The sequence below is a fragment of the Sphingomonas aestuarii genome, assembly GCF_054457155.1.
On record NZ_JBTKVV010000001.1, the window covers coordinates 195,423 to 207,937 of the forward strand.

Here is a 12,515-nt window from a genome sequence, read left to right on the forward strand (position 1 = left end):
TGGTGATCGACGGGAAATGCGCGAACGCGAAAACTTGGCCGGACACGCACCATCGAAGGCGCACCGACATGGCCACGCATTCTTCCACTCCGCACGGCACCGACGATCTAGCCTGCGTCACCGCGTCGAACCTCGTTCGCAATTTCGGCGAGTGGCAGGATCGCGCGCTGGGCGAGCCCGTCTACATTCTCCACCGCGGGCGGCCCAAGCTGGCCCTCGCCTCCATCGACTTCCTCGCACGATTGACGCGAAGCGCAGGGAGCGGAGACAGCGTCGCCGCGCTGATCGACGCCTTCGACGAACCCGTGCTGCTGTTCGACGAAGATGCCCGACTGTCCCGCCGCAACCGCGCGGCCGACAGCTATTTCGGGCTGGCGGGCGGCGTCGGCGGCTTCGGCCTCAGCGCCGATCGCCCTGCGGAAAGCGCGATCCTGCAACTGGCCCGCCGCGTCACCCATCACCGCATTGCGGAGCGGCTGGACGTCGCCATCGCCGCGCAATCCGAACGCCGTGTGGAAATCAGCGCGTCCCCGCTTTCAGGGGGCGCGATGGTCGTGGTCCGCGACGTGTCGCTGCGCGAAGCCCATGCCCGCAGCGCAGCCTTGGTCGAAGCGACGACCGACGCGATCGACGGTCAGCAGGGACTGGCGACCGCGCATCTGAACCAGCGCGGCCATGTCGCATTGCCCTCGCTATCGCTGGCGCGGATGACAGGCGTTCCTGCCGATCAACTGGGCGCCACCCGCTTCGCATCGCTGTTCGCTGTCGGCACGCGTGTCGCGGTGGGCGATGCGGTCGAACGCGTGCTGCGCGGCGGCGACACCGAAAACCTGTCGGCAGAATTGCTGGTCGACGGGTCCAGTCGCTGCGCAGTCACGCTCAGCCTGTCGGCAATCGTCACGCGATTGGGCGTCGAAGGTGCCATCGCGTTGGTCACCACCGATGGCCGTGGCGCCGAAGCGTGCCGAACGAAAGGCGGTTGATGCAAGGTTAAGCGCGGATCAACCACGTCTTTACGTGCTTCGGTATAGAGGTTGGGCGCAACGTCCCTTTCGACCGGCCAATCGGGCCGTCATCGCTCAGGGATCAGGAGACCAATGGCGTTGGATCGCGCACAAACCAACCGTAATGCCGACGCCTCGCTTGCGCTGTTCGCGCTGGTCGATGCCGACGGCACGTGCGCCCATCCCCATGCCGCCGCGCTGGCGCGACAGGGCGCCGACCCGCGCGACCTGGCCGATGCGGTGCATCTCATTTGCAGTCTTCACGGGCGGCATCCCGGACTGGTCGATCATTCGGCCCAGCACCGCAACATCGACGGGGCGAATGGCTGGCTCGATTCGGTCGCGATCGCCTTTGCAGAGGAACGCGCGCGCATCGTCGCGCTCGCGGTCGCGGCGGGTCCCCTGCCATCGACGCCAGGCCAGGCCGAGTCCGAAGCGACCGTGACCGCACAACGCCATGCGCTCGACATGCTGGCAATGTCCGCACGCAGCGGCTGTTCGCTCGGCGCATCGCTTGCCTTGGTGCTCGACTGGACGGCAATCGGCCGCGTGTTGCAATCGGCGGGCGACCGGTTCGGCGTCGAAATGCCGACACCGTCTTTTCCCAGCAAGACCGACACCGAAACGCTGGTTTCCACGCTCACCGGCAATCCCGGCGTCGAACGCGCGGTCCTGTTCGGCGCCCAGCAATTGCTGGCCCAGCATCGCGGGCTGTTCGATCTTCTCCAGGCGAGGGCAGAGGCGCGCGAAGGGCTCTGATCGCCATCGGCGCTTGCGCGGCCGCAGCCTATCCTTCTATTCGCATACCCGACACTCGAAAGATGTGAAGGATGGCCATGCGCTTCGAAGGCACCCAGGACTATGTCGCCACCGACGACCTGAAAGTCGCGGTCAACGCCGCGGTGACGCTGCGCCGTCCGTTGCTGGTGAAGGGCGAGCCCGGTACCGGCAAGACCGTACTCGCGCACGAAATCGCAAAGGCGGTGGGCGCGCCGCTGATCGAATGGAACGTCAAATCGACGACCAAGGCGCAACAGGGCCTCTATGAATATGACGCGGTCGCACGGCTGCGCGACGGCCAGTTGGGCGACGAGCGCGTCCACGACATCGGCAACTACATTCGCCGTGGCAAATTGTGGGAAGCGTTTACCGCGCCCGAACTCCCCGTCCTGCTGATCGACGAGATCGACAAGGCCGACATCGAATTCCCCAACGACCTGCTCCAGGAACTCGATCGCATGGAATTCCATGTGTACGAGACGAAGCAAACGGTGCGTGCCAACGAACGCCCGATCGTCGTCATCACCTCGAACAACGAAAAGGAACTGCCCGACGCGTTCCTCCGCCGCTGTTTCTTCCACTATATCAAATTCCCCGACCGCGAGACGATGCAGGCGATCGTCGACGTTCACTTCCCCGGCATCCAGAACATCCTTGTGAGCAAGGCGATGGATGTCTTCTACGAGATCCGCGACGTGCCGGGTCTGAAGAAGAAGCCCAGCACCAGCGAGTTGCTCGACTGGCTGAAGCTCTTGTTGCACGAAGACATGCCCCTCGACGTCCTGCAATCGCGCGACCCGTCAAAGGCGATCCCTCCCTTGCACGGCGCGCTATTGAAGAACGAGCAGGACGTGATGCTCTTCGAACGCCTGGCGTTCATGTCGCGGCGGCAACCGGGGCGTTGACGACCTAAGGTTTGCCGACCTTGGCATCGGCCATATCGTCAGAGCTTGAGCAATAATCCAGCAGGTCTCCCGGCTTGCAATCGAGCACATGGCACAGCCGCGCGAGCGTGGAAAAGCGGATGCCGCGCACTTTCCCAGAGCGAAACAAAGAGAGTTGCGTCTCGCTAATGCCGACTTGTCGCGCGAGTTCCTTGCCCGTCATCCGCCGGTCGGCAAGGATGCTATCAAGCGTCACCATCATCGGCATCACATGAACTCGTCGAGTTCGGTCCGCATCTCGGCAGCGTGCAGCAGCGGTCTTGACAGCAGAAACAAGAGCAACCCGACAGTCCCAAGGGTGATTGCGGCAATATCGAAATTGGCAACAGGCCAGGGGCGCTGCAACACCAACCTTGTAAGCAACGGCTCTGCGAAAACCCGCAACAATCCACCGACGAACAGCAACGCACCCATCCGCACCAGAAGGCGGGCGACAACCTGTTCGACCGCTCGTCCTTTGGACAACGCCGAAAATGCTTGGCGGATCGTCCAGATTGCACCGAGGTAACATAGCATCGGCAGCATCGTGATCGCCTGAACCGCACGACGCGACTGGCTGAGTTCAGGCGCAACCAGACCGGTTCCATTCAGTATCATGCCAAACACGATGAGAATGATGACAAGCCCGGTCAGATGTCGGGCGACCGTCGCATAGCGCGCATAATTTCCGCGATCCATCGTGCCTCCTTAGCCTTGTAATTTATCCCTTAGTTAAATATCTATTGGTCGATTTAATCAAGAGATAAATTTTTGCGAAGCCCTGCCGCACATCTGAACATCCTATCGCTCAGCATTCGAATTCCGCAGCCTCCGGCACGCGGCTGAACGCGATCTTGACGCCGAGATAATTGAGATCGAGGCCGCGCTGCGATCCCAGCAGGATCTGCTGCCTGCCATAGCGGCGGTTGAGGTCGTCGATGCGACGCCACAGTCCCGCCTGATCGCCGTCGCGGGCATCCTCGTCGCGAGTCACGAACAGGTCGGGCGTCGGCGGATCGGCGCTCAGCTGGTGGAGATAACAGGACACCAGCTTCAGCCGCCCTCGCTCGCCCCCGTGGCACTGCATATGCGCGACCATCTGCGGCCAGAATGCATCGAGTTCGCGCAGGAAACGCCAGCTGTTCTGTGATGGACGGAACACCGCTTCATGCCCCAGCGCACCGCCGCTCTCCAGTTTGGCGCTCAGATGCATCGCGCCGGCGAACAGCCCGTAATAACGCAGCCTGCTCGCCGCTTTCAGGATCAGCGCGCGGGCAACGATGCGCGCGCCTTCGGGCCGGCGATAGGCGCCCGACAGCACCCGGCTGTGCCCGATCATTCGCTTTTCTGCGGGTTCCGCACGGCGGATATCATATCCGTGCAGCCCGTAATAAAAGCGCTCTCCCTCCACCGATCCCCAAAGCGCCCGCGCCCGTTTCGCCTCCAGGCGCCACAAATCGTTGAAATCATTCACGCCCGCTCGCATGAGCTGCCGCTCGACCCCTGCTCCGATCCCCGGTATCGCCCGGAGCGGCAGATCGGCGAGCGCGTGCGGAAGCATGGCGTTGTCGATCAGCGTCAGGCCGTCGGGCTTTTGCAATTCGCTGGCGAGCTTGGCGAGCAAGGGGCTCGCCGCAAGCCCGATCGATGATTTCAATGATACGCCGACATTGCACGCGATGCCCCGTTTGATTTCTCGCGCTTTCGCCAGTGCCGCCGCATGATCGCGTTCAGTCCGATCGAGCGCGCACAGGCACTCGTCGATCGAACAGACCTGGGTCACCGGGATGCACCGTGCAATTTCCGCCATCAGGACGCCATGCATGGCGACGTAACGGTCATGCCGGGCCGGGCGTACGGCGATATCAGGACAGATGCGCCGCGCATCCGACACCGATGTCCCCCGTGTAATACCCAGCGCCTTTGCCTCGTAACTCGCAGCGATCGCACCGCTATGTTCGGAATCGAGCGGCGTGACGATGACAGGCCGGCCTCGCAAAGCCGGATCGTCATGCTGCTCGACGCTCGCGAAGAAGGCGTTGAAGTCGATGAACAGGTAGCGCAGTTCATGCGGATCGGCGCGGCGAAACATGTGGGCGACCTTGTTCCAGGCGAATCGAAAGTTGGAACATGTATAGAACACCCGCGCGTTTCAGCCGACTTCGTTGCGATCGTTTTTCGCAACGAAACCAAATCGTAACCACGATTGCCAACCGATCGTCAGCACGCCGCATGGCATGACGTTGCTATGCGCGGGTTTCTGGCCATTTCATTGTTGGCGCTGACGGCGATGGCGCCCGGTGCGCGCGCCAATTCGATCCTCGATTATCGCGGCGAATGCGTGCCGTTTGCGCGGGCGGTATCGGGCATTCAGATCTGGGGCAATGCCTGGACGTGGTGGGATCAGGCGGCGGGGAAATACGAGCGCGGGTCGCGGCCACAGGTCGGCGCGGTACTGGTGTTCGCCAAGACCAGCCAGCTCCAGTTCGGCCATGTCTCCGTCGTCAGCCGGATCATCGACGACCGGGTCATCATGGTTACCCATGCCAACTGGTCGCGGATCGGCGGGAAGCGGGGTCAGGTCGAGCGCGACGTCACGCTTTACGACGTATCGGCAAAGGGCGACTGGAGCGCGGTCAGGACCTGGTATCACGACAATCGCGGGCTGGGCGGCAGCAGCTATCCGGTTTACGGCTTTATCTACGGAGCGCCCGCCGCAGGCGCGAAGGTGGCCCCGGCCCGTCCGTCTCCCGAGTTGACCAGTGCCGCGCCCGATTTCGTCGGCTCGCTGATCGACGCCTATTCGCGCTGAGCCGCGCTTGCGCTAAGCCGTCCTTCGAAAGGCGGCCCATGTTCCACAGCTTCATCGACGAACTGCGCGCGGCGGGCATATCGGCCAGCCTCAAAGAGCATCTGACCCTGCTCGAAGCGCTGCAACGCGACGTGATCGACCGGACGCCGGAGCAATTCTATTTCCTGGCGCGCGCGACTTTCGTGAAGGACGAAGGGCTGATCGACCGGTTCGATCAGGTGTTCGCCAAGGTGTTTCGCGGCATCGCCACCAGCCACGCCAATCCCAACGCCGAAATTCCCGAGGACTGGCTGCGCGCGGTCGCGGAGAAATATCTGACGGCAGAGGAAATGGCCGCGATCGAATCGCTGGGGTCGTGGGACGAGATCATGGAGACGCTGAAACAGCGGCTCGAGGAACAGCAGGGTCGGCATCAGGGCGGCAACAAATGGATCGGGACCGGGGGCACCTCGCCTTATGGCAACTCCGGCTACAACCCCGAAGGCGTACGGATCGGCGGCGAGTCGAAACACAAGCGCGCGCTGAAAGTCTGGGAAAACCGGGAGTTCAAGAATCTCGACAACACGCGCGAACTGGGCACCCGCAACATCAAAATCGCGCTGCGCCGTCTGCGCCGCTTCGCGCGCGAGGGCGCAGCGGAAGAACTCGATATCGACGCGACGATCGACGGGACGGCCAAACAGGGCTGGCTGGACGTGCGGATGCGGCCCGAACGGCACAATGCGGTCAAACTTCTGCTGTTCCTCGACGTCGGCGGGTCGATGGATCCGTTCGTCAAGCTGTGCGAGGAACTGTTTTCCGCCGCGACCAGCGAGTTCAAGAACCTCGAATTCTACTACTTCCACAATTGCGTTTACGAAGGCGTGTGGAAGGACAATCGGCGGCGCTTTCAGGAGCGGACGCCGACCTTCGACGTGCTCCACAAATTCGGCCATGATTATAAATTGCTGTTCGTCGGCGACGCCGCGATGTCCCCTTACGAAATCACCCATCCGGGCGGATCGGTCGAGCATTTCAACGAGGAATCGGGCGCGGTATGGATGCAGCGGATGATGCACACCTATCCGTCGGCGGCGTGGCTCAATCCGGTGCCTGAGGCGCAATGGGGCTATTCGCAATCGACTCGGATCATCCGCGAATTGATGACCGATCGCATGTATCCGCTGACGATCGCGGGACTGGACGACGCGGCGCGGGAATTGAGTCGGAAGAAATAACGGAATTTGATAGTTCGTCATTGCGAGCGCAGCGAAGCAATCCAGCGCCGCGTATGTTGCCCTGGATTGCTTCGCTGCGCTCGCAATGACGGGCGACCGGAATTAAAGCTGTTCCACCGCCCGGCGCACGCGGCGCAGCGCTTCGCCGTCGCCGAAGTGGCGGTGTGATACCGCATCCGCCGCCGCCATCAGCCGGACCGCACCGAAACTCGCCGCCAATCCTTTCAGGCGCAACGCCGCATGTTCCCATTCGCTCTGCGACTGCGCGCGTTGCAGCGACTCGAGTCCCGCCTGCGCCGAGTCGAGAAAAGCACCGCGCAATTCGGCGATCAGCGCGGGTTCGTCGCCCACTGCTGCCGCCAGCGTCGCATCGATCTGTCCGGGATCATAAGCCATGACCGGCATGATTAACGCCGAAGTGATTAAACGATGGTTTCCATCCCCTGTCCGATCCGCAATTCTCATGTTAGACCTTGACCCATGACCGGGGGACACAGGATCCGCGAGCTGCGCTCCGCGAACGATGGGGATATGGCCTTGAACGACCAGCCCCAGGACGAAACCATCGTCGAAAAGGCGGCGGAGCCCGACTGGCTGGGCGCCGAGATCGCGGACGAGGATATCCCCGCGCCGCCGTCCAACCGTGGCTGGGCGCTGCTGGCCGGATTGATCGTCGTCGCCTGGCTGGGCGGCATGCTCTATCTCGCCTTGCCGCGCCTGATGGCGCCGATCGATCCGATCCAGTTGACCCTGTTCATCGCGGCGCTGTGCGTGCCGCCGGTCCTGATCGGCATCCTCTGGTTGCTGGCGATGCGCACCAGCCAGGCCGAAGCGCGCCGGTTCGGCGCCACCGCCGCGTCGATGCGCGCCGAGGCTGCGAGCCTCGACCGCGTGGTCGAAGCCCTGTCGCGCAAGCTCGAATCGAACCGCGCGATGATCGCGGAGCAGACCAGCGCATTGATGGCGATCGGCGATTCGGCGGCCGAGCGGCTCCAGCTGATCGGCAACGGCATGTCCGAACAGTCGCGGGTGATCGACCAGAATGCGCGCCTGCTTGGCGATGCCGCCGACAGCGCCGAACGCAAATTGAGCGTCGTGCTGTCTTCGCTCCCCAGGGCGCAGGCCGAAGCCGCCGAAATGGCGACGCGGATCGAGACGACGGGCCTTGCCGCCAGCGAGCAGGCCGCCGCACTCGACGCGCAACTGTCGGCGCTGGCCGATCGCGGGCGCGATGCCGACAATATCGCGGGCGGGGCGGCGCAACGGCTCGCCGCGCATATCGCGCGCATGGAATCGACCAGCGAAGCGGCGGGCGCGCGGCTGGAAGTCGTCACCGGAGAGATGTCGGCGACGGTCGACGGCGTGCTCGAACGCGCGGCACAGGCGGTCGAACAGGCGCGTCAGGGCATCACCGCGCAGGGCGATGCGATGATGGCGATGCTCGCCACCAATCAGGCCGCCCTCAATAGCGCGGGCGACGAGGGCGCGGCTGCCCTCCAGGCCCGGATCGATACGATCGGCGCGGCGATCGACGCGCTGGCGGAACGCCTTTCGGAGCAGCAGGCAAAGGGCGATTCGCTGATCGTCAGCCTGACCGATGGCGCGGGTCAGGCCGATCAGCGATTCGAACTGCTGCACACCAATGGGATGCAGCGGTCGCAGGAACTCGCCGCTTCGATCAGCGCGCTGACCGAAACGTCGGAATCGCTGAAAGAGTCGATGGAGAACGGGCAATATAGCGCCCGCCAGGTCATCGGCACCGCCGAGGAACTGCTCACCGCGCTCGACGCCGCCGCCCGCGAGATGGACGACACCATGCCCGAGGCGCTGGCGCGGCTCGACGCGCGGATCGGCGAGAGCCGGTCGATCGTCGCGTCGGCCAAGCCCGAACTGCTCGCGTTGGTCACGGCGGCCGAAAGCACCCATGACGCGATCGAGGCGATTGCGGGCGTGGTCCGACAGCAGCGCGACACGCTGGCGATCGTATCGCAGCAATTGCTCGAAAAGCTCGACATGGGCCGCGACCAGATCAGCGGCGTGAGGGACATCGTCGACGAAACAGTCGAGGGCACCCGCCGCTTCGCCGACGAGACCGCACCGCAGCTGGTCGACGCGCTGGTCAACATCCACAACACCGCCAACGCCGCCGCGATCAAGGCCAAGGAAACGCTGACCGCGATCATCCCGGAAGCGAGCGCCACGCTGGAGCGCGATGCGGCCAAGGCGCTGGGTCGTGCCGTCGAGCGCACGATCGCGGTGCAACTGGCCGACCTGACCACCGCATCGGACGCCGCGGTCGCCGCTGCCGCCGATGCGTCGGAAAAGCTCAGCCGCCAGATGCTCCAGATTTCGGAAGCGACCGAGAGCGTCCGGCGTCAGGTCGCCGATGCGCGGGTCGAAATCGAGGAAGCCGATTCGGATAATTTCGCACGCCGCGTGTCGCTACTGATCGAAGCGCTCAATTCATCGGCGATCGACCTGACCAAGGTGTTCGCGACCGATGTGACCGACAGCGCGTGGGCGGCCTATCTGAAGGGCGATCGCGGCGTCTTCACGCGCCGCGCCGTGCGCCTGCTCGACCACGGCGAAACCCGCGAAATCGTGTCGATGTATGACAATGACGATGCGTTTCGCGATCACGTAAACCGCTACATCCACGATTTCGAAGCGATGCTTCGCCAGATCCTGACGCTGCGCGACGGGTCGCCACTGGGGGTGACGTTGCTGTCGTCGGATATGGGCAAGCTCTACGTCATTCTGGCGCAAGCCATCGAACGGCTGCGGGCCTAACCACCCAGCCCCTTTCGTTTCGAGCGAAGTCGAGAAACGTGGTTTAGGCGCTAGCCAAGCGTTTCTCGACTTCGCTCGAAACGAACGGGTTTGGGAGCGTTTGCTCTGTTTTGACCCATTTGCTCCAGTGTAAACTGGGGCGTCAGAAAAAAGCGCAATTTATACGGCCAGCGCTCCGGCTTTCGCCGGAGCACGCGGGTTTTACCCCCGAAACGCGAACATGTCTGCGGTCAGCCAGCCATAATGCCAGTTGGCGTAGAATAGCGCGAACACCACCGCCGACACGATCGTCGCCCGCCACGCCACCGCGCTCAGGCTGAATTGCGCAGGCGCGCTGTCGGCCTGGCCAGGCACCTTTTCGATCCCGGCCTCGTCCGCCGTCTTCATGCCGAACGGCAGGACGACGAACACGCTCATCACCCAGAACAGGAAATAGATGGCGAGGATCGACTGGATCTGCATCGCGTCAGGCCTCGACGATCAGCACGTCGACGATCGGCTTCTTGCCGGTCCAGCGGGTCGCGGTTCGGCGTACGGCCAGACGGATCGCCTCGCGCAGCCGCTCGTGATCCTTGCCGCCCGCAACCACCGCTTCGGTCGCCGCCTCCATCGCGTCGGCGATGAACGCCGCACGGTCCTCCTCGACAGGGATGCCCTGAATCCGCATGTCGGGATCGCCACGCAAGCCGCCATTCGGCCCCAGCGCAACGGCAATCGAAATCTGGCCGTTCGCCGCCAGCTTGCGCCGCTCGTTGATCGTGCCGCCGTCAGCGGGCAAGATCACGTCGCCGTCGAGCACGAGCCGCCCGACCGGGGCATGGCCCAGCCTCTCCGGGCGTCCCGGCGCCAGACGGATGATGTCGCCGTTCGACTGGAGCACCGCGCCGGGAACCCCGCATTCGATGCCGAAACGGGCATGTTCGGCCATGTGGCGGAACTCGCCATGCACCGGGATCAGGATTTCGGGACGGATCCAATCGTACATCGCCGCCAGTTCGGGGCGACCCGGATGGCCGGAGACGTGGATGAACGCCTGACGATCGGTGACCATCCGCACGCCCTTTTCCGACAGCGCATTCTGAATGCGACCGATCGCGATTTCGTTGCCCGGAATCTGCTTCGATGAAAAGACGACGGTGTCGCCCTGATCGAGCTTGATCTGGTGCGATCCGTCGGCAATGCGCGCCAGCGCGGCGCGCGGCTCGCCCTGCCCGCCGGTGGCGACGATCAGCACCTTGTCGCGTGGCATCCGCATGGCCGTGTCGAAATCGACCGTAGGCGGAAAATCCCGGAGATAGCCATTGGCCCGCGCGACTTTCAGGATTCGGTCGAGCGAACGTCCGGCCACGCAAATCTCGCGGCCGGTATCGCGCGCCACTTCGCCCAAGGTCTGAAGCCGCGCGGCGTTCGACGCAAAGGTCGTGACCAACACGCGACCTTTCTGCGCGCCGATCACTTCGTCAAGCCCGCGCCGCACATCGCCTTCGGACCCCGATGCTTCGGGATTGAACACATTGGTCGAATCGCACGTCATCGCCAGCACGCCCTGGTCACCGATCGCGCGAAGCTCGGGCACGCTTGCCGGTTCGCCCAGCTGCGGCGCATCGTCGAGCTTCCAATCGCCCGTATGAAAAATCCGCCCGTGCGGCGTCTCGATCAGCAACGCATTGCCTTCGGGGATCGAATGCGCAAGCGGGACATAGCGGAACCCGAACGGGCCGACATTGAAGCTGCCTTCGTTGTCGACGACGTTGAGTTTGACGCGGTCGAGAATGCCTTCCTCGTCCAGCTTGCCCGCGATCAGCCCGGCAGTGAACGGCGTGGCGAACAGCGGCACGCCCAGATCGGCGGCGAAATAAGGGAGCGCACCGATATGATCCTCATGCCCATGCGTCAGCACGATGCCGACCAGATCGTCCAGCCGCTCCTCGATGAAGCTCAGGTCGGGCAGCACCACGTCGATGCCGGGATAATAGGGATCGGCAAAGGTAATGCCGCAATCCACCATCACCCATTTGCCCTGGGTGCCATAAAGATTGACGTTCATCCCGATCTCGCCCGATCCGCCGAGCGCGAGGAAAAGCAGTTCGTTGCCTGGGGTCATTATATCTCGATTTATCCACCGCGCTCAGGCTGAGCCTGTCGAAGCCGGTTTTATGGGAAACACCCTTCGACAAGCTCAGGGTGAGCGCAGTTTCTATATATGCCCTCTCGCCCACAGCATCGCCAGCCCCTGAATGGTCAGATCGGGTTCGACATGATCGAAAAGATCGGTGTGCGCTTCGAACAATACCGCCAAACCGCCGGTGGCAATCACCTTCACCGGACGCCCGACTTCGGCCTTCAGCCGCGCGACCAGCCCCTCCATCATCGCGACATAGCCCCAGAAAATGCCGACATGCATCTGATCGACGGTGTTGCGCCCGATGACCGAGCGGTTTTCAGGCGCCTGGATCGCGATGCGCGGCAGCTTGGCGGCGGCGGTGACCAGCGCGTCCAGCGACAGGTTGATGCCCGGCGCGATGATCCCGCCCTTGTAGGCACCCGCAAAATCCACCACGTCGAACGTCGTCGCGGTGCCGAAGTCGACGATGATCAGGTCACCGCCATGATTAGCGTGCCCGGCGATGACATTGAGCGCGCGGTCGGCGCCCAGATTGTCCGGTTCCTCGACATCGAGCGCGAAGCCCCATCCGGCATTGCCCTTGCCCGCGATCACCGCCTCCGTGCCGAAATATTTGGACGACAACACCTGCAAATTGTGAAGGGCGCGCGGGACGACGGTGCCGACGATGACGCCATCGACCACCGATCGGTCGAGCCCTTCCAAGTTGAGCAACTGGCTGAGCCACACCGCATATTCGTCCGCCGTCCGCCGCGGATCGGTCGCGATCCGCCAGCGCGCGCGGATGCTATTCGCAGCCCCTGCATCCTCGATCAGCGCGAAGACGATGTTGGTATTGCCGGCGTCGATCGCGAGCAGCATGCC

The 12,515-nt window shown here is 63.5% G+C and carries 13 protein-coding genes; 6 read left to right on the forward strand and 7 right to left on the reverse strand.

Going from position 1 to position 12,515, the window contains the following annotated elements:
* Positions 1-68 precede the first annotated feature (68 nt).
* From ACX0GZ_RS00990 to ACX0GZ_RS01000, 3 genes are all read left to right on the forward strand, one after another.
* Positions 69-983 carry a hypothetical protein gene (locus tag ACX0GZ_RS00990; RefSeq protein WP_458812359.1) on the forward strand — a complete coding sequence of 305 codons (915 nt, stop codon included), beginning with the start codon at positions 69-71 and terminating at the stop codon, positions 981-983.
* Between the two features lie 114 nt (positions 984-1,097).
* Positions 1,098-1,763: a DUF6975 family protein gene (locus ACX0GZ_RS00995; RefSeq protein WP_458812362.1), complete on the forward strand. Its 666-nt coding sequence runs from the start codon at positions 1,098-1,100 to the stop codon at positions 1,761-1,763.
* Between the two features lie 77 nt (positions 1,764-1,840).
* Positions 1,841-2,689 (forward strand): AAA family ATPase, encoded by an 849-nt coding sequence (locus ACX0GZ_RS01000; RefSeq protein WP_458813268.1) that lies wholly within the window; start codon positions 1,841-1,843, stop codon positions 2,687-2,689.
* A gap of 4 nt (positions 2,690-2,693) precedes the next feature.
* Here ACX0GZ_RS01000 and ACX0GZ_RS01005 read toward each other — a convergent pair whose 3' ends face one another.
* The 3 genes from ACX0GZ_RS01005 to ACX0GZ_RS01015 form a co-directional block, all read right to left on the reverse strand.
* Positions 2,694-2,936 (reverse strand): helix-turn-helix domain-containing protein, encoded by a 243-nt coding sequence (locus tag ACX0GZ_RS01005; protein ID WP_458812365.1) that lies wholly within the window; start codon positions 2,934-2,936, stop codon positions 2,694-2,696.
* A complete protein-coding gene (locus ACX0GZ_RS01010; RefSeq protein WP_458812368.1) occupies positions 2,936-3,406 on the reverse strand; it encodes a DUF2975 domain-containing protein in 471 nt (156 codons plus the stop codon). The genes ACX0GZ_RS01005 and ACX0GZ_RS01010 overlap by 1 nt, the downstream gene beginning before the upstream one ends.
* Positions 3,407-3,515: 109 nt before the next feature.
* Positions 3,516-4,799, reverse strand: a complete 1,284-nt coding sequence (locus ACX0GZ_RS01015) for a Y-family DNA polymerase (protein WP_458812371.1) — start codon at positions 4,797-4,799, stop codon at positions 3,516-3,518.
* A 156-nt stretch (positions 4,800-4,955) separates the two neighbouring features.
* On the opposite strand from ACX0GZ_RS01015, the gene ACX0GZ_RS01020 reads away from it, so the two are divergent.
* Together ACX0GZ_RS01020 and ACX0GZ_RS01025 are read left to right on the forward strand one after the other, a co-directional pair.
* The gene (locus ACX0GZ_RS01020; protein ID WP_458812374.1) at positions 4,956-5,519 is read left to right on the forward strand and encodes a CHAP domain-containing protein; all 564 of its coding nucleotides are present in this window, start codon (positions 4,956-4,958) and stop codon (positions 5,517-5,519) included.
* Positions 5,520-5,557: 38 nt separating this feature from the next.
* Entirely contained in the window at positions 5,558-6,736 is a 1,179-nt protein-coding gene (locus ACX0GZ_RS01025; RefSeq protein WP_458812377.1) for a vWA domain-containing protein, read from the forward strand.
* Positions 6,737-6,838: 102 nt separating this feature from the next.
* Here the strand turns inward: ACX0GZ_RS01025 and ACX0GZ_RS01030 are convergent, their stop codons facing one another.
* Positions 6,839-7,132: an Hpt domain-containing protein gene (locus ACX0GZ_RS01030; protein WP_458813270.1), complete on the reverse strand. Its 294-nt coding sequence runs from the start codon at positions 7,130-7,132 to the stop codon at positions 6,839-6,841.
* Between the two features lie 135 nt (positions 7,133-7,267).
* On the opposite strand from ACX0GZ_RS01030, the gene ACX0GZ_RS01035 reads away from it, so the two are divergent.
* Positions 7,268-9,526 (forward strand): coiled-coil domain-containing protein, encoded by a 2,259-nt coding sequence (locus tag ACX0GZ_RS01035; RefSeq protein ID WP_458812380.1) that lies wholly within the window; start codon positions 7,268-7,270, stop codon positions 9,524-9,526.
* Positions 9,527-9,727: 201 nt separating this feature from the next.
* On the opposite strand, the gene ACX0GZ_RS01040 is transcribed toward ACX0GZ_RS01035, so the two are convergent.
* The 3 genes from ACX0GZ_RS01040 to ACX0GZ_RS01050 form a co-directional block, all read right to left on the reverse strand.
* A complete protein-coding gene (locus ACX0GZ_RS01040; protein WP_458812383.1) occupies positions 9,728-9,988 on the reverse strand; it encodes a DUF1467 family protein in 261 nt (86 codons plus the stop codon).
* Between the two features lie 4 nt (positions 9,989-9,992).
* A complete protein-coding gene (locus ACX0GZ_RS01045) occupies positions 9,993-11,630 on the reverse strand; it encodes a ribonuclease J (RefSeq protein ID WP_458812386.1) in 1,638 nt (545 codons plus the stop codon).
* A gap of 93 nt (positions 11,631-11,723) precedes the next feature.
* Positions 11,724-12,512, reverse strand: coding sequence for a type III pantothenate kinase (locus ACX0GZ_RS01050; protein WP_458812389.1), 789 nt, complete (start codon positions 12,510-12,512; stop codon positions 11,724-11,726).
* Between the last annotated feature and the right edge of the window lie 3 nt (positions 12,513-12,515).

What these genes read in the sequence shown, in the direction of transcription:
- ACX0GZ_RS01035 (WP_458812380.1), top strand. Translation starts at nt 7,268, where the DNA reads ATGGCCTTGAACGACCAGCCCCAGGACGAAACCATCGTCGAAAAGGCG.
- ACX0GZ_RS01040 (WP_458812383.1), bottom strand. Translation starts at nt 9,988, where the DNA reads ATGCAGATCCAGTCGATCCTCGCCATCTATTTCCTGTTCTGGGTGATG.
- ACX0GZ_RS01010 (WP_458812368.1), bottom strand. Translation starts at nt 3,406, where the DNA reads ATGGATCGCGGAAATTATGCGCGCTATGCGACGGTCGCCCGACATCTG.
- ACX0GZ_RS01000 (WP_458813268.1), top strand. Translation starts at nt 1,841, where the DNA reads ATGCGCTTCGAAGGCACCCAGGACTATGTCGCCACCGACGACCTGAAA.
- ACX0GZ_RS01020 (WP_458812374.1), top strand. Translation starts at nt 4,956, where the DNA reads ATGCGCGGGTTTCTGGCCATTTCATTGTTGGCGCTGACGGCGATGGCG.
- ACX0GZ_RS01050 (WP_458812389.1), bottom strand. Translation starts at nt 12,512, where the DNA reads ATGCTGCTCGCGATCGACGCCGGCAATACCAACATCGTCTTCGCGCTG.
- ACX0GZ_RS00995 (WP_458812362.1), top strand. Translation starts at nt 1,098, where the DNA reads ATGGCGTTGGATCGCGCACAAACCAACCGTAATGCCGACGCCTCGCTT.
- ACX0GZ_RS01045 (WP_458812386.1), bottom strand. Translation starts at nt 11,630, where the DNA reads ATGACCCCAGGCAACGAACTGCTTTTCCTCGCGCTCGGCGGATCGGGC.
- ACX0GZ_RS01030 (WP_458813270.1), bottom strand. Translation starts at nt 7,132, where the DNA reads ATGGCTTATGATCCCGGACAGATCGATGCGACGCTGGCGGCAGCAGTG.
- ACX0GZ_RS01005 (WP_458812365.1), bottom strand. Translation starts at nt 2,936, where the DNA reads ATGCCGATGATGGTGACGCTTGATAGCATCCTTGCCGACCGGCGGATG.
- ACX0GZ_RS01015 (WP_458812371.1), bottom strand. Translation starts at nt 4,799, where the DNA reads ATGTTTCGCCGCGCCGATCCGCATGAACTGCGCTACCTGTTCATCGAC.
- ACX0GZ_RS01025 (WP_458812377.1), top strand. Translation starts at nt 5,558, where the DNA reads ATGTTCCACAGCTTCATCGACGAACTGCGCGCGGCGGGCATATCGGCC.
- ACX0GZ_RS00990 (WP_458812359.1), top strand. Translation starts at nt 69, where the DNA reads ATGGCCACGCATTCTTCCACTCCGCACGGCACCGACGATCTAGCCTGC.